Raw genomic sequence first — 19,889 nt, 5'->3', positions numbered from 1 at the left:
CGGAACAAGGGGTTGCGCAAAGACCGGCTGCCCGGCGGTCCGACGGATGCGCTGCCGCATGGAAATTGCTGCCCCGGGTGCGATAGACATACAGGATGCTGTTGCTGCAGCCGGAAACCCGGCGTCCATGATCTACATCGATCCGCCGATGTGGCCGGCGCACAACACCCTCTTCTCGCACCTGATCTCCAACTCCGGGCTGGACGAGCTGCACGCGTTCACCCGGGAGGCCGGCATCTCGGACCGGGCGTTCGACGGCGACCACTACGACGTGCCCCGGGAACGCTATGACGCGCTCGTGTCGCTTGGGGCCGTGCCGGTCAGCTGCGGCGACCTGGTCCGCATCCTGATCTCCAGCGGGCTCCGGATCCCGGCGAGGGAGCGTCCCTCTGCCCTTGCCGCCCCGCTGCGCCACCGGTGGAACCGGCTGCTTCCCGGGACCCCGGAGCTGGGCGAACACCTGCTCCAGCTCTGGAATGAACCGCACCGCCGCTACCACGACCGCAGGCATCTGCTGCAGGTCCTGGAGGCCCTGGACCTGCTTGCCGGCGGCGAAGTGCCCCGCCCCGTGGCCCTGGCCGCCTGGTTCCACGACGCCGTGTACACCGGCCGGGCCGGCGCCGATGAGGATGCCTCGGCCCGGCTGGCGGAGCAGCTGCTCTCCGGCGCGGGCGTAGCTGCGGCCGAGACCGCCGAATGCGCACGGCTGATCCGCCTGACCGCCAGCCACGATCCGGCTCCGGCGGACGGCAACGGCGCGCTGCTCACGGACGCGGACCTAGCCGTGCTGGCCCGCGACCCGGCGGGCTATGCCGCCTACCTGCAGGCGGTCCGCGCCGAGTACGCGCACCTTTCAGCAGATGACTTCACTGCCGGACGACGCCGGGTGGTCCGGCAGCTTGCCGCAGCCGATCCGCTCTACCGGACGCCCGCCGGCCGGCAGCTCTGGGAGGAACGGGCCCGCCGCAACCTGGCCGCGGAACTGGCGGAAGACCCGTCCGAGGCATCGAGGACCGCGCCCGCCGGCACGGCCCGGGACGCGGCAACGGACCAGCCATGACGAGACGCGATGACGCGCCCGGGTCCAGCGGCCAGTTCACCGGGCACCGGCGCGGCAGCCCCGGCTACCGCGGCGTCCTGGTGGGACTGGCCGCGGCCGGTGTGGCTACCTTCGCCCAGCTGTACTCCCTGCAGGGAGTCCTGCCCGAACTCGCTGCCGATCTGGGTATCTCCGCCTCGTCGGCGGCGTTGACGGTTTCCGCAGCCACCCTCGGACTCGCCGTCACGGTGATTCCCTGGTCCGCCGCAGCGGACCGGTTCGGCCGGCTGCCGGCCATGCGCCTGGCAATCCTGGCCGCCGTGGTGCTGGGCCTGGCCGTTCCGCTCAGCCCCAATCTGCCGATGCTGCTGGGACTCCGCTTCCTTGAGGGGGCGGCGCTGGGCGGGATTCCGGCGGTGGCGCTGGCTTACCTCAGCGAGGAAGTGAGCAGGCTGCATGCCGCAGTGGCGGCCGGGACCTACGTTTCGGGCACCACCATCGGCGGTCTCGCGGGCCGGATCCTGGCCGCGCCCCTGGCGGAACTGGTGAACTGGCGGGTGGGTGTAGCCGCGGTGAGTCTCCTGGCAGCCGGAGCCGCAGTCGTTTTTATGCTCACCGCACCCCGCCAGCACGGTTTTCTGCCCGTCCGCCGTGCCGCCTCCGGACACGGCCTGGCTGCGCGGCTGGCGGCGAACCTTCGCAGCCCGCGGCTGCTGGCCCTGTATTCACAGGGCTTCCTGCTGATGGGCGGGTTCGTGGCGGTTTACAACTACCTGGGTTTCCGGCTGGGCGAGCCGCCCTTCGGGCTGCCCCAGAGCCTGGCCAGCTCCCTGTTCCTCGCCTATCTCGCCGGAACCTGGTCCTCCCGGGCCGCCGGTACCCTTGCGGCCCGGCTTCGCGGCGGGCGGAAGCCGGTGCTGCTGCTGTCCCTCGGTGCCATGGCCGTGGGTCTTGCCCTGACGCTGGCCGAGAACCTTCCGGCCATCGTGGCCGGACTGCTCGTCTTCACCGCCGGTTTCTTCGCCGCGCATTCCATTGCCTCCGGCTGGACTCCGCTACTCGCCCGGGAGGGGCGGGCACAGGCCTCCTCGCTCTACAACCTCTTCTACTACACCGGGTCCAGCCTGCTGGGCTGGGTGGGCGGCTATTACTTCCAGCAGGGCGGCTGGCTGTTCCTGGTGGTTTTTGTCGGCGTGCTGCTGCTGGCGGCGGCACTGGCGGCCGTCCTGGTCCTGCGCAGCAACGACGACGGCGGCGCCGGGGCGGCGGACCCCGCCGCAGCGGCACCGGACAACGGACGCAAAACGTAGGCTGGATGGTGTGAAGACCGAAGCCGACCTTTCCTCCCGGCGGCTCAGCCGCCGGATCCTGGCCCTGGCCCTCCCGGCGCTGGGCGCACTGATTGCCGAACCCCTGTTCCTGCTGGCGGATTCCGCCATTGTCGGGCACCTCGGCGTGGCCCAGCTGGCCGGCGTGGGCCTCGCCTCCACGGTGCTGCAGACCGCCGTCGGGCTGATGGTCTTCCTGGCCTATTCCACCACCGGCACGGTGGCGCGCTACCTCGGCGGCAACCGGCAGCCTGAGGCGCTCGCCGCGGGACGGGACGGCATTGCCCTGGCCGTCCTGTTGGGCGCCGTGCTTTCGACCGCGGGGTACCTCTTCGCTCCACAGCTGTGCAGTGCCATGGGTGCCACCGGTGACGTGCACCGCTACGCCGTCGATTACCTGCGCTTTTCAATGCCCGGCCTGACCGCGATGCTGGTGGTCCTGGCCGCCACCGGCGTCCTGCGCGGGCTGCAGGACACCCGCACCCCGCTGGTGGTTGCCACGGCCGGCTTCGCCGTGAACATCGGGCTGAATTACCTGCTGGTCTACGGGTTCTCCCTGTCCGTGGCGGGATCTGCCCTGGGCACCAGCATCGCGCAGTGGGGCATGGCGGTGTTCTACCTGATCGCGGTGGCGCGGATGGCACGCTCCCAAGGCGTACCCCTGCTTCCCGCAGTGTCGGGGATCCGGGCCACCGCCCACGTGGGTTCGTGGCTGATGCTGCGGACGCTGAGCCTGCGTGCCGCGGTGCTCGCGACCGTCCTGGTTGCCACCGCGCAGGGGCCGGAATCCCTCGCGGCCCACCAGCTGGTCATGACCGTGTTTACCTTCCTGGCGTTCGCGCTGGACGCCCTGGCCATCGCGGCGCAGGCAATGATCGGGAAGGAACTGGGAGCCGGAGATACCGTGACGGCCCGCGCGCTGACCCGGCGGATGATTGTGTGGGGTGTGGGCTTCGGCGTCATCACCGGGGCCCTGTTGGCGCTGGTGGCGCCGGTGGCAGGGGTGCTCTTCACCAGCGACGCCGGAGTGCAGCAGGCCATGACCGCCGGGCTTTGGGTCCTCGCGGTTTCGCAGCCGATCTGCGGTCTGGTGTTTGTGCTGGACGGCGTGCTGATCGGGGCGGGGGACGCCAGATACCTGGCCCTCACCGGCGTGCTGAACCTGGCCGCCTATCTGCCGCTGCTGATCTGGGTGCACGCTGCGGGGCTGTCCGGCGCCGGGGGGATCGCCTGGTTGTGGGCGGCGTTTGCCCTTGGCTACATGAGCGCACGCGGAATCACCTTGTCCTGGCGGACCCGGCGGGACGCCTGGATGGTGACCGGTGCCCGGGCCGGAGCAGGGAGCGACTAAGCTTGACGGTGGCCAACCGGCCACCGAAATGACGCAAAAGTGAAAGCGGAGGCTCTGCAGTGGGCGCATCCAATCCCGGAGCACCTTGGGGACCCATGCTGGTCCGTTCAATGGTCGCAGCAGTCTACGGCGTGCTGACCGTGTTCTGGCAGGACCCCACCGAGCCCGTCCTGGTGGTTGCCGGCGGCACGTATCTGCTGCTCACCGGCGTCGCACTCTGGCCCATGCTCACCGCGGCACGCGGACACGGCAACGTTCGGGCTTTCCTGCTGGTTGAAGCCGCCGCCTACGTTCTGGCCGGTGCGGCCACGCTGGTCTTCGCCTCGGCCGAGGCATTCCGGGCCGCGGCTGCCGCCGCCCTCATCCTCGGGGGAGCCCTGGAAATCATCCTCTGGGTCCGGAACCGCAGCGGCTTCCTGCCGGCCCGTGACTGGCTGATCACCGGTGCCGCCGCCCTGGGGGCCGGCATCCTGGTGCCGCTCGTCTACAGCCTGGGTGTCCGCGCCTTGCTCGGCGTGACCGGTGGCGCGGCGATCATCATTGCGGTGATCGTGGCCATTTCCGCCCTGGGCGCCCGGCATGATTCCCGTGCAGCCGTGGACGAGCAGGCATAGGCCGTAAACTAGGTAACGCGCGCGGTGCATCTACGCTCCGATCCGCGCCACCCCAACGCAGCAGGAGGCAATCATAGTGGCGAACAGCTCAACCGGTGGACCGCAGAGGCGGAACTCCGTTAAGGCACCGCTGATTTTCTCTGCCGTGCTGGCGTTGATTGCCGGCATTGCCACCATGATCTTCGCCACCGGGGGAGCGGAGCAGGAACTGAGGTTCGACCTCGGGCTCATTGCCGTCGGCATTGCGTTCATCGCGTCGCTGCTGGTCTCTTCGCTGCTGCTGATGACGGAGAAGCCGAACCCCGAGCACCTAAGCCAGGGTTCGGGTGTCCACCGCAGTTCGGCAAAGATCCCGGGCGGTGCGGGAAACGTGGGCAAGCCAACCGCGCCCGCAACGGATCAGGACGATTCGCCCCGGCCCGCGGATCCCACCGCCTGAGCAGCTAGATCTCCCGTCCGCTGGACGGGTCGCACCCGCCGGTGCCCAGAATGAGCTCGGCAGCGTCAGCGGACCGGTCGGTAACCGTGGTCGGCGACTCCAGGTGCACTGCGCCGGAGGGAATCATTCCGGCGCCGCCGAACCTCTCCATTACCCGCCACTGGGCGGCCACGTCCTCCCCGGCGTGCCCCGGCGGCAGCTGGTCCCAGAACCCGAAGCCGCCGCACGCAAGCAGGGCCTGCCGGTCATAGAGGACGCACGCCCCCACCCAGGCGATCCGGTACAGCCGCCATTCTCCCGGCGGAATCCCGAGTCCGGACGCCACATGTGCCAGATTCGCGGCGTTGTGCAGGGTCCAGCGCGAGAAGCCCGGCTGGTTGCGGCGGATCCGCTCCGGCTGCACCTGTCCGTTCTCCCAGGCCTCGAACGGCTGCTGTTCCTCGGGCCGCCGGTCGGCGAGGTAGGACAGCCCCTGGACGGCCGCCCCCACAAACCCGCCGCCGGACGCCGCCAGGGCCGCCGTCAGCCGGGCCAGCATGTCCGGTTCCAGCCAGACGTCGTCGTCCAGGAACAGGACCAGCGGCGCGACGGCCTGCCCAAGCAGGAAGTGCCGCTGTTCGGCCAGCCCCCGGGCCGGCAGGTGCCTCAGCAACCGGACCGGGCGGCCCTGCGCCTGCAGGACCCGGACCATCGCTTCGGCGGCGGGATGGTCCCAGGACGGGACGTCGGTGCTTTGGTCGCTGATGACGACGGCGAAGTCCGGCCCGTCCTGTGCGGCCAGCCCGGCGAGGGTGACCGCGAGTTCGGCCGGCCGGTTGCGGGTCGGAATCAGCACGTCCACCGCCATCGCACTGCCCGCATCGGGTGGGCGGGCCCAGTCCCCGGACCAGCGGCGCGTCACGGCGGGATCCCGGGGCCGTTCCCGCCTGCGGTTGCTTCCGAGCCGCCGTTGCCCGCGGGGTTTCCCTCAGTCGCGCCGGGACCATTCCCGGTGCCGCCGGACCGGATCCGGGACACCAGCGCAGTGGTGGAGTGGTCGGAAACGTAGTCCAGGATCAGCACCCGGCCGCCGCACTCCTCCACCACCGGGGTTTCAGCCAGCATCTGGGCGGAGTAGTCCCCGCCCTTGGCGTAAATATCCGGGCGCAGCTCCCGGATGAGCGGAATCGGCGTGTCCGTGTCGAACACGGTCACGTAGTCCACGCAGCTGAGCGCGGCAATGATTCCGGCCCGGTCATGGACGGGATTGATGGGACGGCCCGGTCCTTTCAGCCGTCGGGCGGACGCGTCGCTGTTCAGGGCGACCACCAGGATGTCGCCGAGCTGTTTGGCCTGGTTCAGGTACCGGGTGTGCCCGCGGTGCAGGACGTCGAAACAGCCGTTGGTCAGGACAATCCTGCGCCCGGCGGCACGTTCGACGGCGGTCCGGGCCAGGAGATCGGCCTGGCTGAGTGCCGTGTCGGCAAAGCTGTCCAGATGCTTTTCCAGGTCGGCGGTGCTGCAGACGGAGGTGCCGGGCCGCTGGACCACAATATCGGCGGCGTTCTGCGCCAGGTCCGCGGCGGTGGACAGGGGCAGGCCTGCGGCCCGGGCCAGCGTCAGGCAGGCAACGAAGGTGTCGCCTGCTCCCGACGCCTGTTTTTCGGCGGCGGGACGCGCCCAGGTGCGGTGGAACCCGCCGTCCGCGCCGATCACGGCCGCGCCGTCGCGGTCCAGGGTGACGGCTGCCGCTGCCGCACCGGCGGCGGCGAGCAGGGCCGGTGCAGCGGTCCGAACCGCTGCCGCCCGGTCATGCCCCAGCGACTTTGACCCGCCCAGCAGTTGCGCGGCTTCGGCGGCATTCGGCGTGACCAGGTCGGGGGACAGATGGGCCCAGCCCGCGGCGTCGTGGGCGTCCACGACGGTGAGGCGGCCGCCGCGCAGTGCCACCAGGGCGTCGCGGACGGCCCCGTGCAGCAGCCCGGTGCCGTAGTCGCAGACCACCAATGCATCGGCGCCCTCCAGCAGTGCAGGCACGGAAGCCGCCAGCAGTTCTTCTGCCTCCGGCGGGAACCGCCCGCCGTCGTCGAGCCGGAACAGGACCTGTTCCGCGGCGACAATCCGGTCCTTCGTGGCGGTCTGCGCGTCGGGGTGCCGCACCATCCCGCGCAGGTCCACGCCTGCCTCTGCCAGGATGCCGCGCAGCCGGTCACCGGCGGCGTCGGTGCCGGTCAGTCCGCCGAGCCGGACCCGTGCTCCGAGCGCCTGCAGGTTCATGGCGGTGTTTCCCGCACCGCCGGGTGCGTAGTTTTTCCGCTGCACATCCACCACGGGAGCCGGGGCCTCGCGGCAGAACCGTTCGGTGACCCCGGACCACCAGCCGTCCAGCATCACATCGCCGATGACCGCTATGCACAGGGAGGCGGCCGCGAGGCGATCAGGGAGCCCGGGAGCGAGGCTGCGGACCTCCCCGGGGTTCCGGAAGTCCGTCACTCCGGTATTCCCGGTGCCGCGGTGCCCGGAGAGCCGACGTGGACCACCTTTACGAGGGAGAACTCGTCCAGCAGTTCCGGGCCGTAGCCAAATCCTCGGCCGCTCCGGCGCCGGGGCTGTGCCGAACCGCCCGGGGCGCCGCCGAACACGGCGTTGATCTTCACCGTGCCCACGTCCAGGCCAGCCACTGCCTGCTGCGCGTGGGCAATGCTGCCCGTCAAGACCGTGGCGGCCAGCCCGTAGGACCCCGCAGCGGCGAGGGCGAGCCCTTCGTCGAAGCTGTCCACCACCTGCACGGCGGCCACCGGGCCGAATGTTTCGGCATCGAAGACCTCCATCCCCGCCGAGCAGTTCAGCAGGACGGTCGCGGGGTAGTGGGCTCCGGGTCCTTCCGGTAATGCGCCGCCCTCCGCAACCGTGGCACCGCGGCCCAGCGCCTGGGTGACCTGATGGTGCACGGTGTCGCGGAGCCGGGTATCCACCAGCGGCGCGACCGCGTGCGCGCGGTTGCGCCGCCGCGCTTCGGCCATCAGCTCGGCGCAGAACGCATCCGCGATGTTGCGGTGAACGTAAATGCGCTCCACCGAGGTACAGATCTGTCCGCTGTTGCTGAATGCCCCGACAGCTGCCTGTCCGGCCGCCCATCGCGGATCCACATCTGCATCAACCAGCAGCGGATCGTTGCCGCCGTTCTCGAGAATGACGTGGGCTCCCGTCAGGGCAGCCGCCCGGGCAATCCTGGCGCCGGCCGCACTGGAACCCACGTGTGCCAGGACGTCCACCCCTGCCTCCATGGTCAGCTGGGCACCCGCGTCCGGGCCGCCGGTGACCGTGGTGAGGACACCGGCGGGGAACAGCGGAGCGAGGATCTCCCCGAGCAGTTTCCCGGTGTGGGGAGAACGCTCGCTGGGCTTGTGAATCACCGTGTTTCCGGTGACCAGCGCCGCGCCGATCAACCCGGCGGCGACGGCCACCGGGTCGTTCCACGGAGTCAGCACGACGGCGACGCCGCGAGGCCCGGCTACCGTGTAGTCCGCAGCCAGCGATGCACCGCGGAGGCTATGCCCCCGGTGCACAGGGCCAAGTTCGGCGTATTGCTCCAATGCGGCCACCCCGGCCTGCACCCCGGCAAGGGCTTCGGTCCCGGGCCGTCCGGTCTCACGGGTGTTCCACTTGGCCAGTTCGGCGGCCCGCAGCTCCAGGGCAGCGGCGGCGGCGCGCAGGAGGCGCCCCCGCTCTGCGGGGTCGGTGCCCGCCCACCCGGGCAGGGCGCCGCGGGCTGCCGCCACGGCGGCGCGGATGCCGGCCCGTCCGTCCTGCTCCACCCGACCCACCGGCGTTCCGTCCCGGGGATCGAAAATGGTGAGCGGCTCGGGGGAACCGGCGGGGTGCATCGGGGAGGCGGGCCGGAGAGCCGGCGGCTGGATGGTGGTGGACATGCTGCTCCTTGTCGCGCGTTGTATAGCTCCCATACCCCGTTTCCGGCGGATTCAGACAGGCGCGGAAAGCAGGTGCGGGGCTGCAGGCGGCGGCACGGGGTTCCGGCCGCCTCGACGGACGTATGCCGTCAGCGGCATATATTGCCGGAGCCTTCTGGTCGTTCGGACCGCGATCCGCCGCGGCCAACTGGAGTAGGCATCTCCCTTGGGTCCGGCGTCGCCAGCACCTATGGTGAGTGCCCACAGGGCAGACCGGCGCGGCACGCGCGTCCTCGGCGAAAGGAAGCCCAATGAAGCAGCAGACCACGGAACAGCGCGGGCCGCTGCACCCGCCTGGCGACCGGGCGGGGCTCGTCCGCGGTGTCGGCCCCCTGGCCGCACCCTTTCCGGCGGTGAAGAAAATCGCCGTGCTGCGCGGCGGAGGGCTGGGGGACCTGATGTTCGCCCTGCCTGCGGTCGAAGCGCTCGCCGCCGCCTATCCGTCCGCGTCCATCACGTTGCTTGGTACTGCACTGCACGCCGCCCTGCTGGCGGACCGGCCCGGGCCGGTGCAGCGGGTGGAGGTCCTGCCCGCCGCCCCCGGCATTGCCTCCGGACCGGCGGACCCGGCGGCCGTTGAGGCATTCCTGGCCCGGATGCAGCGGGAGCGGTTCGATCTGGCAGTACAGGTGCACGGGGGCGGCCGGAATTCGAACCCCTTCCTGCTCCGCTTGGGGGCACGGCACACAGTGGGGACCCGCACCCCCGATGCTGCTGCCCTGGAGCGGAGCATTCCCTACGTCTACTACCAGCACGAGGTCTTCCGGGCCCTGGAAGTGGCCGGGCTCGCCGGGGCCGCCCCCGTCAGCCTGGACGCGCAGCTGCCCGTCCTGCCCGAAGAAGCAGCAGCGGCGCGGGCCCTGGTATTGCCGGGCCGGAACCTGGTGACCCTGCACCCTGGGGCCACGGACCCGCGGCGGCGGTGGCCGGCGTCGTGCTTCGCGGAGGTGGCGGTGCGCGCCGCCGCCCGGGGCTGCCAGGTTGTGGTGGTGGGCGACGACGCCGACCGGGGCCTCGCGCACGAGGTTGTGGACCTTGCGCTCGCCGAGGCCGGACCCGATGCGCCCGTCCGCTCACTCGCCGGCGAACTGGGCATCGGCACGCTCGGTGCCCTGCTGCAGGCCAGTGCGGTGATGGTGGGCAATGACAGCGGGCCCCGGCATCTGGCGCAGGCGGTTGGCGCGGCCACGGTGGGGATCTACTGGTTCGGCAACGTCGTCAACGCCGGGGCGATGGGCCGCACCCGGCACCGGGTGCACATGTCCTGGGTGTCGGAGTGCCCCGTCTGCAAGGCGGACGTCACGCAGGTCGGCTGGACGGCGGAGCGGTGCGAACACGATGACTCGTTTGTGGCGGAAGTGCGGACCGCAGATGTGTGGGCCGACGTCGACGAGCTGCTGGGGTAGCGCCGGGATCCCCTTGATGCCAGCGGAGGAGAGGGAGTTTACGGCACCGTAACGGAGCGATACCGCACCGTAACAGGGGGTGTCCGCCGCAGAAACAAAGCGTTCGTAGGCTCGGGATTCATCACCCCGCACCTACTGAAAGCGGTACCCATGAACGTCCTGCCCCGGCTGCGCACACGCGCCGCGAATACACGAATCCTGCTCGGCACACTCGCCGCGTCCAGCCTTCTGATGGTCACCGCCTGCGGCGGGTCTGCCGACGCCGGGGACGCGGAGTACGACACCCTGGACGTGAACCTGTCCTGGATCAAGAACGCCGAATTCGCCGGTGAGTACTTCGCCGAGGAGAAGGGCTATTACGCGGATGCGGGCTTCTCCGAGGTGAACCTCATAGCAGGCGGTCCCGGCGGCACCTCGACGGAAACCATGGTCCTCTCCGGCGGTGCACTGGTGGGAACCTCCAGCCCCATGGGGGTGGCCCCGGTTATCGCGGAGCAGGACGCACCGCTGAAAATCATCGGCACCACCTATCAGAAGAACCCGTTCGTCATTATCTCCCTGGATTCCCTGCCCATCACCACGCCGGAGGACCTCGTTGGCAAACGGATCGGAGTGCAGGCCGGCGTCAACGAAACACTCTTTGACGCCCTGCTCGAGGTCAATGGGATCGATCCCGGTTCCGTGGAGAAGGTCCCGGTGCAGTATGACCCGCAGCCGCTGGTCAACGGGGATGTGGACGGATTCTTCGGCTACCTCACCAATGAAGTGCTGACACTGGAGCAGGCCGGGCATCAAACCGCCGTACTGCCCTTCGCCGACAACGGCCTCCCGTTCATCGCAGAGAGCTTCGTGACGACTGACGAAGCCATTGAAACCCGCCGGGAGGAACTCAAGGCATTCCTGAAGGCGACCGCGCAGGGATGGAAGGACGCCGTCGCCGACCCCGAGGAGTCCGCACGGCTGGCCGTCGAGGTCTACGGCACGGACCTGAACCTGGACACGGCCAAGGAGACCCGGCAGGCCGAGGAACAGAACACCAAGCTTGTTGTATCCGCGGATACCGAAGCCAACGGATTGTTCACCATCTCGGACTCACTGATCGCGGAGAACCTGGAAATCCTGAAACTGGCCGGATATGACCTCACCGCCGAGCAGGTGTTCGATATGAGCCTCCTGGCCGAGGTGTACGAGGAAAACCCGGAGCTGAAGTAGATGCAGTCCGAACACGCCCTGGCACCGGCTTCCCCGGGCATCACAGCACCCGGGGAAGCCGTCCGGCCGGGCAGCGGCACGGGAATCCGGCTCACGAATCTCGGTAAGACGTTCGGATCGGGGCGGAAAGAGGTGACAGCCCTGGCGGAGACCAACCTCGTCACCGACCGCGGATCCTTCATCTCCCTGCTGGGTCCTTCCGGCTGCGGAAAATCCACCGTGCTGCGGATCCTGGCCGGGTTGGAAACACCGACCACCGGGGAAGTCCTTGTAGACGGAAAGTCGCCCCAGGATCTCCGGCGCGGCCATGAACTGGGCATCGCCTTCCAGGACTCGGCGCTGCTGCCGTGGCGGAGCGTGTACGCGAATATCCGGTTGCCGCTGGAGGTCGCCGGGCGTGCAGCGGATGACGCTTATATCCGCGAGCTGATCAATCTGGTAGGGCTGGAGGGATTCGAAAAGGCCCGGCCCGCGCAGCTCTCCGGCGGCATGCGGCAACGCGTTTCGATTGCGCGGGCGCTGGTTCTGAAACCGTCGGTACTGCTGCTGGATGAGCCCTTCGGGGCCCTGGACGATATGACCCGCCAGCGCCTGAACCTTGAACTGCTGCGGATCTGGACCGAGAAACCCGCCACGACGCTGATGGTCACCCACGGAATTTCCGAGGCCATCTTCCTCTCGGACACGGTGGCGGTGATGAGCCCGCGTCCCGGCCGCGTGAAGGAGGTCATCACCGTGGACCTCCCGCGGCCGCGCACCCCGCAAATGATGCGGACCCCCGAATTCCACGCCCTGCACGACCACGCCTCCGAGCTGCTTTTCGGCGGACCGTCCTCCGCGGAGGCATCATGACCCGCGTGCCGCCGTGGGCCGTGGGGGTCACCGGCGCGGCTGCCGTACTGGCCCTCTGGTGGGTGGGTGCGGCCACCTTCCTCAGCGGCATCGGCGCCGCAGGCGACGGCGGCCCCGGAGCCATCCCGACCCCGTGGGAGGTGCTCGCCCAGGTGGGGGCCGACGGATGGGGTTTCTACTGGCGCAATGCCGCCGTGACCCTGGCCGAAGCCGGCGCCGGTTATCTGTGGGGCAACGCCCTGGCCCTGCTGCTGGCGTTCCTGGTGCTGTTGGTCCCGCGGCTCGAGCAGCTCGCCACGCAGCTGGCCGTCGTCAGCTACTGCCTGCCGGTGGTCGCCGTCGGCCCCGTGATCTTTATTGTCCTGGGCCCGCCGCGGTCCGGAGAGTCCTCGGGAACGGCGGTGGCACTGGCTGCACTGTCGGTGTTTTTCACCACGATGGTCAGCGCCCTGGCCGGGTTGAAAGCGGCGGACCGTGCCTGCCTGGACATCGTCACGGTGTTCGGCGGCCGCCGGATCCATCAGTTGCTCAAGGTCCGCATCATTGCCGCCCTGCCGTCGGTCCTGGCTGCGTTGAAAATTGCCGCACCGGCCGCGTTGCTTGGTGCCATCCTCGGTGAGTACGTGGGCGGAGTGGACCGTGGACTGGGGCCCGCGATGGTCAACGCGCAGCAGACCCTGGAAGTGGCACGGGTATGGGGTGTGGCGGGTGCCTGTGCCGCCCTGGCCGGTTCCGCCTACGCGGTGCTGGGGCTCCTGTCCCGATTTGCTGTTCCGTGGGCCTCCGGCGGGCCGGGTGTCCGGGTGGGCGGCCTGTGATGGGCGCGCTGGTCCGGTCCGTCGGCCGGATGCTGCTGGGCCTGGCGGTGTCACTGGCCGTGGTTGGTGCGCTCTGGATCGGGCTGCTGAAGGTTTTCGACGTGTCCGCCTACATCGGCAAGGGACCGTGGGAGGTCTGGACATTCCTGGTCCTGGACCCGGAGGCCGCAGAGAACCGCGCGCTGGTGGGCGGGCAGCTGGGACAGACACTGCTCGACGCCGGCATGGGGTTCGCCGCCGGAATGCTGGCCGCGCTCGCCGCGGCCTGTGTCTTCACCCTGTTCCGCGGGGTGGAGCACGCTCTGATGCCGCTGGCCATGCTCCTGCGCTCGGTGCCGCTGGTGGCACTCGCGCCGATGATCATCCTGGTCTTCGGCCGGCAGGAAGCTGCGGTGGCCGCGATGGGCGGCATAGTGGTGCTGTTCCCCGCGCTCGTCACCATCGTGTTCGGCCTGCGCTCCGCCTCACCGGCCATGCTCGAAGTGGTGCAGGTGTACGGGGGCAGCCGGTTCGATGCCTTCCGGAAGGTGGCGGTGCCGACCGCAGTGCCCGCCCTGTTCACCGCCCTGCGGGTCTCCATTCCCGGGGCACTGACCGGGGCGTTGCTCGCGGAGTGGCTCGCCACGGGGCAGGGAATCGGCTACGGGATAGTCTCCGCGGTGTCCCGGGCGCGGTATGACCAGGTGTGGGCCGCCGTCGTCGCCGTGACCTTGGCCTCGATCCTGCTGTACGCGGTGGTTGCCGCAGTGGAGGCGGCCCTGAAGCAGCGCGCAGGGACGTAGCCTGCCACCCGCCGTCCCGGCTCCGGGGGAGGGCAAAGCCGCGGAAACGGTTGAGTGCCGGGCGGCGCGGCGCAAGACTGTTGGCGTCGGGTGTATCCGCCCGCGTGCGCCGAGCCGGCAGGCCGGCGGACTTTGAAAAGACAGGACGGACACCATGGAGCTTGTTCCGAACAATTCCCTCAAGTGCGCCACCCCGGAGGAAGGCCGGCAGCTGGCCATTCAACTGGCGCTGCAGACCGCCTTTGCCATCCAGCCGGACGGGCAGGCGGAGCACATCATCCGGGATGCCTATGCCAACAACCCGGACGGCATCATTGCGGCCTCACACGTGGTTGCCACAGAGTTCGCGACCGTTGCGGCCGCGAACAACTACTGGCGGTAGTCCTCCGGCCCGCCTGCCCCGACCGCCTAGGCGTACAGCCGGCTGAGGAACCGCGCAATGACTGCCGGGCGCTCCTGGCCCTCGATTTCGATGGTGAGGTCCGCGACCACGTGCAGGCCGTTGCCCTTGACCTCCTGGACCTCGGCGATCGCGGCGGTCATCCGGATCCGGGAACCGACCTTCACCGGCGAGGTGAAGCGGACCTTGTCCAGGCCGTAGTTGACCTTTGTCTTGACGCCCGTCACGTCGAACAGCTCGCCCCACATCGGGATCAGCAGTGACAGCGTCAGGAAGCCGTGGGCTATCGGGGCGCCGAAGGGGCCGTCCTTGGCCCGCTCCGGATCCACGTGGATCCACTGGTGGTCGTCGGTGGCATCGGCAAACAGGTCCACCTGCCCCTGGGTAATCTCGCGGTACGCCGAGGTGCCGAGGTTCTTGCCAATGAGGTCCTTGACCTCTTCGAACGCTACGACGGTCTGGGCGGAGGCGGGTGCTTCAGTCATGGAAAACTCCTAGGTTGCTGGACGGATACGGCGGAGCGTGTCAGGCGAAGGCGCTCTTGCCGGTGACTGCGCGGCCTACGACCAGCGCATTGATTTCGTGGGTTCCCTCGTAGGAATAGACGGCCTCGGCGTCGGCGTGGAAACGGGCGACGTCGGTGGCCAGGGTGATCCCGTTGCCGCCGACCACTTCGCGGGCCAGGGCAACGGTTTCACGCATGTGCAGGCTGATCCACATCTTCGCCAGGGCGGAATCCTCATCCCGGAAAATCCCTTCCTGCTGGCGCTCCGCGAGGCCTGCCACCAGATTCAGGGACGCGGTGACGTTGCCCAGCATGCGGGCAAGTTTTTCCTGGACCAGCTGGAAGCTGCCCAGCGACCGGCCGAACTGTTCGCGGCTGCGCACGTACCGCAGGGCAGCTTCGTATGCTCCGGCCTGGATGCCGGTGGCAATCCAGGCCACGTCGGACCGCATGGCCCGCAGCATCGCCGCGACGTCCTTAAAGGAGTTCACATTGCCGAGCCGCCGGGATTCAGGAACACGGACACCGTCGAGGTAAATATCGGCATTCTGCATCATCCGCAGAGACGTTTTGCCGCGGATCTTTTCGAGCCGCACCCCGGCTGCTTCGCGGTCCACGAGGAACCCCTTGACCTGTCCGTCGGCGCTGTCCCGGGCGAAGACGGCCAGGTAATCGGCGGTGAACGCCCCGCCGATCCACCGCTTGGCGCCGTCCAGGATCCACTCCTCGCCGTCGCGGCGTGCCGACGTCGCCAACCCGCCGGCAATGTCCGAACCGTGCTCGGGCTCGGTCAGGCAGAACACGCCGGTCATCTCAAAGGAGGTGATCAATGGATCCCACTGGGCGAACTGCTCCGGCGTTCCGCCTACCCGGCACGCGGTGCGGAACAGCCCGGCCTGCGCGGTGTAGTAGGTGGCAAGCGAGGCGTCGGTGCGGGCCAGTTCGAAGATCCGGAAGCCGTGGTAGAGCGCGCGGGGTTCGGCGCCGTCCGCGGTGAGTTCCTCCGGCACCATCAGGTTCAGCTCCCGCAGCGGGCCGTCCAATTGGTACGGAAACTCCCCGGCCTCCCAGTATTCCGCCAGCAGCGGCCGGGCTGAGTCCTCGAGTACCCGGCGCAGGCGCCGCAGCGGAGCCTTCTCCGCCTCGGTCAGCCGCCCCTCGACGTTGAACGGATCGCAGTCCGGGTACAGGCGCGGCTCGGTCAGCAGCCCGGTCATGCGCTTTCCCCTGCGCTGGCGGCGCCGGCGGCAGCACCGGCCGCGGTATCCAGCCCGAGCAGGCGCACCGCGTTGTCCTTCAGGATCTTCGGGCGTACTTCATCCTTGAAACTCTGCTGCTCAAAGGCACCCAGCCACTTCTGCGGGGAGATCAGCGGATAGTCGGTGCCGAACAGGACCTTGTCGGCCAGCATCGAGTTCGAAGCCCGGACCAGGGACTCCGGGAAGTACTTCGGCGACCAGCCGGACAGATCGATCCAGACGTTGGCCTTGTGGGTGGCAATGGAGTTGGCCTCGTCCTGCCACGGCACGGAGGGGTGGGCCATGATGACCTGCAGCTCCGGGAAATCCGCGGCGACGGCGTCGAGCAGCATCGGGTTCGAATACGCAAGCTTGATGCCGTAGCCCCCGGGAAGCCCGGCCCCCATGCCGTTCTGCCCGGTGTGGAACAGGGCCGGGACGCCCAGGGCGGAGATCGCCTCGTAGATCGGATAGAACTGCTGGTCCGAAGGATCGAAGCCCTGCAGCGAAGGGTGGAACTTGAAGCCCTTGACCCCGTAGTCCTCCACCAGCATCCGCGCCCGGTCCACGGCACGGCTGCCCTGCAGCGGATCCACTGAACCGAAGGGGATCAGTACGTCGTTGTTGCGTGCCGCGCCCTCGGCTATCTCCTCGATGGAGTTCGGTTCATGGCCCAGCGCGGTGGTGGCATCCACGGTGAAAACGACGGCGGCCATCCGCCATTCGCGGTACCGCTCGGCGATGGTGTCCAGGGAGGGGCTGCGGTCCTCCGATTTGAAGTACTTGGCCGACGCCTCGGTGAGGGCTGCCGGCAGCGACGCGTGGCCGTGGTCGGAGCACTCGATGTGCACGTGCATGTCGATGGCGTCCAGGGACGCGAGGTCCAAGCCGTATTCGTAGCGCATATCGGTCTCCGTCCCTACCGGGCCTGCGGTTCGAGCTCTTCAGGCAGCGGAGGCATCTTCTCGCCGACCGGCTGCAGGTTCCCCTCCAGGAGTGCCGGGAACTGCTCGCGCAGGGCCTCAAACGTCCAACCGCCCTCACGGTATTCGGTGACCACGGGTACGGGGTGGGAGAAGATCTGCAGCCGGTCGCCGCCGGCACCGATGACCTGCCCGGTGATCCCCGCCGCGTCGTCGGAGGCCAGGTACGCAACCAGCCCGGCGACGTCGGCGGAGGTGCCGAAACCCAGGTCCTTGCGGAAGAAGTCCGGCATCGGTTCGCCGCGGCGGTCAGCCTCGACGGCGGCGCGGAAGTAGGGGACAGTCTCGGTCATGGCGGTGGCGGCCACGGGAATGACGGCGTTGGCGGTGACGCCGGCCTTGCGCATTTCCAGCGCCCAGGTGCGGACCATGCCGACAATGCCGGCCTTGGCGGCGGCGTAGTTGGTCTGCCCGAAGTTGCCGTACTGGCCAGTGGGGGAGCCGATGGTGATGATCCGGCCGGCCACGTTGTTTTCCTTGAAATACCGGTAGGCCTCGCGGGCGCAGGTGAACGTTCCGCGCAGATGCACCTGGATCACGAGGTCAAAATCCTCGTCCGTCATCTTCAGCAGCGACTTGTCCCGCAGCACACCCGCGTTGGTGACCAGGATGTCCAGGCGACCGAAGGCGGACACGGCGCCTTCCACCAGGGCTACGGCGGCCTCCGTGGTGCCTACCGGGGCGACGACGGCGACGGCCCGGCCTCCGGCGGAAGTAATCATTTCGACGGCGCGGTCTGCTGTTTCCTGGACCACGTCATTGATAACGACGGCGGCGCCCTGGCGGGCGAGTTCGGCGGCGTAGGCCAGCCCGAGGCCCTGGCCGGAGCCGGTGACAACGGCGACCTTTCCGGCGAGTGCACCAGTGGATTCAGTGGTCATGCGAAGCTCCTTTGCTCAGGCCGGCCGCATGTGACTGCGGCCACGTTGCGGCGGTGTTCCCATTCCACGGCATATCATTGAAAAAGTCAACAGTTAATATCCTCACTTATTGGGAGAAGCGACTATCTCCTAGGATGGGGTTCTGACCGTGCCCCTGCCGAAGGATCAAACACTCCATGAGCACCTTCCCTGACGGCGTTGCCGCCCGCTTCGCCGCTACCGATCTCGGTGCCGAACCCGTCTTCCTGATGGCCCGCGCCGCGTCCATGGGCTCGGCCGAGGCCAACCGCCGGCTGGCCGACCTCGGCCTGAAGGTGCGCCACTACTCCGTGCTGTCCCTGGCCTGCAGCGGAGCGGCGCCAACACAGCGGGAGCTGAGCCAGTTCCTGGTGCTGGATCCCAGCCAGATCGTGGCCATCATCGACGAGCTGGAGAGCCGCGGCGCCGTCGAACGCCAGACCGACCCCCGGGACCGCCGCTCAAAGGTCATTGCGCCCACCAAGGACGGAGACGAGCTGTATGCGCGGGCCAGGGAGGCAGTGGTCGGAGCCACAGCGGCCTCCATGGCGCAGCTCTCCGCCGCCGAACAGGACGAACTCCGCCGGCTGCTGCAGCAGGTCGCTTTCTAGCTGCCGCGGGCTGGGCCGGGGAGTGTCATCCCGCTTCCGGGGCGGACCCCTGAAGCGGGGAGCTGGACGCCGTAGTGCCGCATCCTCTAGCAGCGGAGGATGCGGCACCGTTTTGAGGCGGGGTCAGTGCTCGTGCGTCTCCAGGTCATAGTCCTTGGATTCGCGGGTCAGCAGGATGAAGATGGCACTGATCAGTGCCATTCCGGCCAGGTACCAGACCACGGGCCCGGTGTCCCGGCCGCTGGAGGCATAGATCGAGGACAGGATGCCGGGTGTGAAGCCGGCACCGAGCAGGGTGGCGAACTGGTAGCCCAGGGACGCACCGGTGTACCGGGCGGTGGTGCCGAACTGTTCGGAGATGAACGCGGCCAGCGGTCCGTAAATGGCGGCATGGAAGAGTAAGCCCAGCATAAAGACGGCGAAGATCAGCCAGACGTTGCCCGTCGACAGCCAGGAGAACATCGGGAAGATCATGGCGATGAACAGCACCAGGCCGGCGACCATGACCGGACGGCGGCCCAGCCGGTCGGAGAGCCGGCCCATACCCACCACGAACGCGACGCTGAGGATGGAAGCGGCGGCGAAGACGTAGAGGACCGACTGGCGCTCGGCTCCGTGTTCGACGGCGTAGCTCACGGCGAAGGTGGCCAGGAATACCTGCAGGGCAAAGCCCGAGGCTCCGCCGAGCATGGTGAAGATCAACGCACGCGGCCGGCGCAGCACCTGCAGGATCGGCAGCTTGGGCTTGGCGTAGCCCTGATCGGCTGCTTCCTTTTCCACGGCTGCCTTGAAAATGGGGCTTTCGGAAACGCGGGAACGTACAAAGAGTCCCACCACAAGGAGCAGCGCCGAGAGCAGGAACGGAACCCGCCAGCCCCAGGACAGGAACTGGTCCTCCGGCATGGAGGCGAAGAGGCCCAGGATGAACGTGCCGAGGGCCGCACCGGTGGGGGCTCCGGCATTGGTGAAGGAGGCGGCGAATCCGCGTTTCCCCTTCGCTGAGTGCTCCAGTGCCATGAGGGCGGCTCCGCCCCATTCGCCGCCTACGGCAATGCCCTGGCAGACGCGCAGCAGGATCAGGATCACGGCGCCCCAGGAACCAATGGTGTTGGCGCTGGGGATCAGGCCGATCAGGGTGGAGGCGATGCCCATGATGAGCATCGACAGAATAAGCATCTTCTTGCGGCCCAGCCGGTCACCGAAGTGCCCGAACACGGCACCGCCCAGCGGCCGGGCAAGATAGCCGGCGGCGAAGGTGCCGTAGGAGGCGATGGTGCCGGCCAGCGGATCCAGGTTGGTGAAGAAGACATGCGGAAACACCAGTGCCGAGGCGGAGGCGTAAAGCAGGAAGTCGTAGAACTCGATGGTCGAGCCGAGGTAGCTGGAGAGAATGACCCGGCGGGCCTCGTTCTTTCCGGTGCGCAGCGCCGGGGCGGCCGGAGCGTCAGGAGCGGATGACATG

At 68.8% G+C, this 19,889-nt stretch carries 20 protein-coding genes; 12 read left to right on the top strand and 8 right to left on the bottom strand.

Annotated elements, in window-relative coordinates:
* Positions 1–127: 127 nt before the first annotated feature.
* The 5 genes from N2L00_RS15890 (at position 128) to N2L00_RS15870 (ending at position 4,771) form a co-directional block, all read left to right on the top strand.
* Positions 128–1,060, top strand: a complete 933-nt coding sequence (locus N2L00_RS15890) for a DUF4031 domain-containing protein (RefSeq protein ID WP_255862793.1) — start codon at positions 128–130, stop codon at positions 1,058–1,060.
* Positions 1,057–2,349, top strand: coding sequence for an MFS transporter (locus N2L00_RS15885; RefSeq protein ID WP_255862238.1), 1,293 nt, complete (start codon positions 1,057–1,059; stop codon positions 2,347–2,349). The genes N2L00_RS15890 and N2L00_RS15885 overlap by 4 nt, the downstream gene beginning before the upstream one ends.
* Before the next feature lie 10 nt (positions 2,350–2,359).
* Positions 2,360–3,718, top strand: coding sequence for an MATE family efflux transporter (locus N2L00_RS15880; RefSeq protein WP_255862239.1), 1,359 nt, complete (start codon positions 2,360–2,362; stop codon positions 3,716–3,718).
* A 95-nt stretch (positions 3,719–3,813) separates the two neighbouring features.
* Positions 3,814–4,332 (top strand): hypothetical protein, encoded by a 519-nt coding sequence (locus N2L00_RS15875; protein ID WP_255867189.1) that lies wholly within the window; start codon positions 3,814–3,816, stop codon positions 4,330–4,332.
* A gap of 76 nt (positions 4,333–4,408) precedes the next feature.
* Positions 4,409–4,771 (top strand): hypothetical protein, encoded by a 363-nt coding sequence (locus N2L00_RS15870; protein WP_255765477.1) that lies wholly within the window; start codon positions 4,409–4,411, stop codon positions 4,769–4,771.
* Between the two features lie 4 nt (positions 4,772–4,775).
* On the opposite strand, the gene N2L00_RS15865 is transcribed toward N2L00_RS15870, so the two are convergent.
* Genes N2L00_RS15865 through N2L00_RS15855 form a run of 3 tightly spaced genes read right to left on the bottom strand, consistent with a single transcriptional unit; the run spans position 4,776 to position 8,682 of the window.
* On the bottom strand, positions 4,776–5,672 hold the full coding sequence (locus N2L00_RS15865; protein WP_255862241.1) for a glycosyltransferase family A protein: 897 nt from the start codon (positions 5,670–5,672) through the stop codon (positions 4,776–4,778).
* Positions 5,669–7,243 carry a D-glycero-beta-D-manno-heptose 1-phosphate adenylyltransferase gene (rfaE2, locus tag N2L00_RS15860; RefSeq protein ID WP_255862242.1) on the bottom strand — a complete coding sequence of 525 codons (1,575 nt, stop codon included), beginning with the start codon at positions 7,241–7,243 and terminating at the stop codon, positions 5,669–5,671. The genes N2L00_RS15865 and rfaE2 overlap by 4 nt, the downstream gene beginning before the upstream one ends.
* On the bottom strand, positions 7,240–8,682 hold the full coding sequence (locus N2L00_RS15855; protein WP_255862243.1) for an aldehyde dehydrogenase: 1,443 nt from the start codon (positions 8,680–8,682) through the stop codon (positions 7,240–7,242). Before N2L00_RS15855 ends, rfaE2 begins: the two co-directional genes overlap by 4 nt.
* A gap of 290 nt (positions 8,683–8,972) precedes the next feature.
* Between N2L00_RS15855 and N2L00_RS15850 the strand changes: the two genes are divergently transcribed.
* The 6 genes from N2L00_RS15850 (at position 8,973) to N2L00_RS15825 (ending at position 14,173) form a co-directional block, all read left to right on the top strand.
* The gene (locus N2L00_RS15850) at positions 8,973–10,127 is read left to right on the top strand and encodes a glycosyltransferase family 9 protein (RefSeq protein WP_255862244.1); all 1,155 of its coding nucleotides are present in this window, start codon (positions 8,973–8,975) and stop codon (positions 10,125–10,127) included.
* A 150-nt stretch (positions 10,128–10,277) separates the two neighbouring features.
* Positions 10,278–11,339, top strand: coding sequence for an ABC transporter substrate-binding protein (locus N2L00_RS15845; RefSeq protein WP_255862245.1), 1,062 nt, complete (start codon positions 10,278–10,280; stop codon positions 11,337–11,339).
* Positions 11,340–12,191, top strand: a complete 852-nt coding sequence (locus tag N2L00_RS15840) for an ABC transporter ATP-binding protein (protein WP_255862246.1) — start codon at positions 11,340–11,342, stop codon at positions 12,189–12,191. It abuts the gene before it with no gap.
* Positions 12,188–13,009 carry an ABC transporter permease gene (locus tag N2L00_RS15835; RefSeq protein ID WP_255862247.1) on the top strand — a complete coding sequence of 274 codons (822 nt, stop codon included), beginning with the start codon at positions 12,188–12,190 and terminating at the stop codon, positions 13,007–13,009. Before N2L00_RS15840 ends, N2L00_RS15835 begins: the two co-directional genes overlap by 4 nt.
* Positions 13,009–13,791 (top strand): ABC transporter permease, encoded by a 783-nt coding sequence (locus N2L00_RS15830; protein WP_255765469.1) that lies wholly within the window; start codon positions 13,009–13,011, stop codon positions 13,789–13,791. Before N2L00_RS15835 ends, N2L00_RS15830 begins: the two co-directional genes overlap by 1 nt.
* Positions 13,792–13,945: 154 nt before the next feature.
* Positions 13,946–14,173, top strand: a complete 228-nt coding sequence (locus N2L00_RS15825; protein WP_227920259.1) for a hexameric tyrosine-coordinated heme protein — start codon at positions 13,946–13,948, stop codon at positions 14,171–14,173.
* Between the two features lie 26 nt (positions 14,174–14,199).
* Here N2L00_RS15825 and N2L00_RS15820 read toward each other — a convergent pair whose 3' ends face one another.
* The 4 genes from N2L00_RS15820 to N2L00_RS15805 are packed head-to-tail and all read right to left on the bottom strand — an operon-like array spanning position 14,200 to position 17,798.
* Positions 14,200–14,676: a MaoC family dehydratase gene (locus tag N2L00_RS15820; RefSeq protein ID WP_255862248.1), complete on the bottom strand. Its 477-nt coding sequence runs from the start codon at positions 14,674–14,676 to the stop codon at positions 14,200–14,202.
* A 40-nt stretch (positions 14,677–14,716) separates the two neighbouring features.
* A complete protein-coding gene (locus tag N2L00_RS15815; RefSeq protein WP_255765467.1) occupies positions 14,717–15,913 on the bottom strand; it encodes an acyl-CoA dehydrogenase family protein in 1,197 nt (398 codons plus the stop codon).
* Positions 15,910–16,839, bottom strand: coding sequence for an amidohydrolase family protein (locus N2L00_RS15810; protein WP_255765466.1), 930 nt, complete (start codon positions 16,837–16,839; stop codon positions 15,910–15,912). Before N2L00_RS15810 ends, N2L00_RS15815 begins: the two co-directional genes overlap by 4 nt.
* A 14-nt stretch (positions 16,840–16,853) precedes the next feature.
* Entirely contained in the window at positions 16,854–17,798 is a 945-nt protein-coding gene (locus tag N2L00_RS15805; RefSeq protein ID WP_255862249.1) for an SDR family NAD(P)-dependent oxidoreductase, read from the bottom strand.
* Between the two features lie 176 nt (positions 17,799–17,974).
* Between N2L00_RS15805 and N2L00_RS15800 the strand changes: the two genes are divergently transcribed.
* The gene (locus N2L00_RS15800) at positions 17,975–18,427 is read left to right on the top strand and encodes a MarR family winged helix-turn-helix transcriptional regulator (RefSeq protein WP_255765464.1); all 453 of its coding nucleotides are present in this window, start codon (positions 17,975–17,977) and stop codon (positions 18,425–18,427) included.
* A gap of 123 nt (positions 18,428–18,550) precedes the next feature.
* On the opposite strand, the gene N2L00_RS15795 is transcribed toward N2L00_RS15800, so the two are convergent.
* A complete protein-coding gene (locus N2L00_RS15795) occupies positions 18,551–19,888 on the bottom strand; it encodes an MFS transporter (RefSeq protein ID WP_255765463.1) in 1,338 nt (445 codons plus the stop codon).
* Position 19,889 lies beyond the last annotated feature (1 nt).

This window comes from Arthrobacter sp. zg-Y1171, assembly GCF_025244845.1.
GTDB lineage: Bacteria > Actinomycetota > Actinomycetes > Actinomycetales > Micrococcaceae > Arthrobacter_B.
The sequence above is the reverse complement of the archived record's forward strand: the minus strand, read 5'-3'. Positions and strand labels throughout refer to the sequence as shown.

Coding starts and splice junctions, on each gene's coding strand:
- N2L00_RS15890 (WP_255862793.1), top strand. CDS start 128: ATGATCTACATCGATCCGCCGATGTGGCCGGCGCACAACACCCTCTTC.
- N2L00_RS15885 (WP_255862238.1), top strand. CDS start 1,057: ATGACGAGACGCGATGACGCGCCCGGGTCCAGCGGCCAGTTCACCGGG.
- N2L00_RS15875 (WP_255867189.1), top strand. CDS start 3,814: ATGCTGGTCCGTTCAATGGTCGCAGCAGTCTACGGCGTGCTGACCGTG.
- N2L00_RS15855 (WP_255862243.1), bottom strand. CDS start 8,682: ATGTCCACCACCATCCAGCCGCCGGCTCTCCGGCCCGCCTCCCCGATG.
- N2L00_RS15850 (WP_255862244.1), top strand. CDS start 8,973: ATGAAGCAGCAGACCACGGAACAGCGCGGGCCGCTGCACCCGCCTGGC.
- N2L00_RS15845 (WP_255862245.1), top strand. CDS start 10,278: ATGAACGTCCTGCCCCGGCTGCGCACACGCGCCGCGAATACACGAATC.
- N2L00_RS15840 (WP_255862246.1), top strand. CDS start 11,340: ATGCAGTCCGAACACGCCCTGGCACCGGCTTCCCCGGGCATCACAGCA.
- N2L00_RS15835 (WP_255862247.1), top strand. CDS start 12,188: ATGACCCGCGTGCCGCCGTGGGCCGTGGGGGTCACCGGCGCGGCTGCC.
- N2L00_RS15830 (WP_255765469.1), top strand. CDS start 13,009: ATGGGCGCGCTGGTCCGGTCCGTCGGCCGGATGCTGCTGGGCCTGGCG.
- N2L00_RS15825 (WP_227920259.1), top strand. CDS start 13,946: ATGGAGCTTGTTCCGAACAATTCCCTCAAGTGCGCCACCCCGGAGGAA.
- N2L00_RS15820 (WP_255862248.1), bottom strand. CDS start 14,676: ATGACTGAAGCACCCGCCTCCGCCCAGACCGTCGTAGCGTTCGAAGAG.
- N2L00_RS15815 (WP_255765467.1), bottom strand. CDS start 15,913: ATGACCGGGCTGCTGACCGAGCCGCGCCTGTACCCGGACTGCGATCCG.
- N2L00_RS15810 (WP_255765466.1), bottom strand. CDS start 16,839: ATGCGCTACGAATACGGCTTGGACCTCGCGTCCCTGGACGCCATCGAC.
- N2L00_RS15805 (WP_255862249.1), bottom strand. CDS start 17,798: ATGACCACTGAATCCACTGGTGCACTCGCCGGAAAGGTCGCCGTTGTC.
- N2L00_RS15800 (WP_255765464.1), top strand. CDS start 17,975: ATGAGCACCTTCCCTGACGGCGTTGCCGCCCGCTTCGCCGCTACCGAT.
- N2L00_RS15795 (WP_255765463.1), bottom strand. CDS start 19,888: ATGTCATCCGCTCCTGACGCTCCGGCCGCCCCGGCGCTGCGCACCGGA.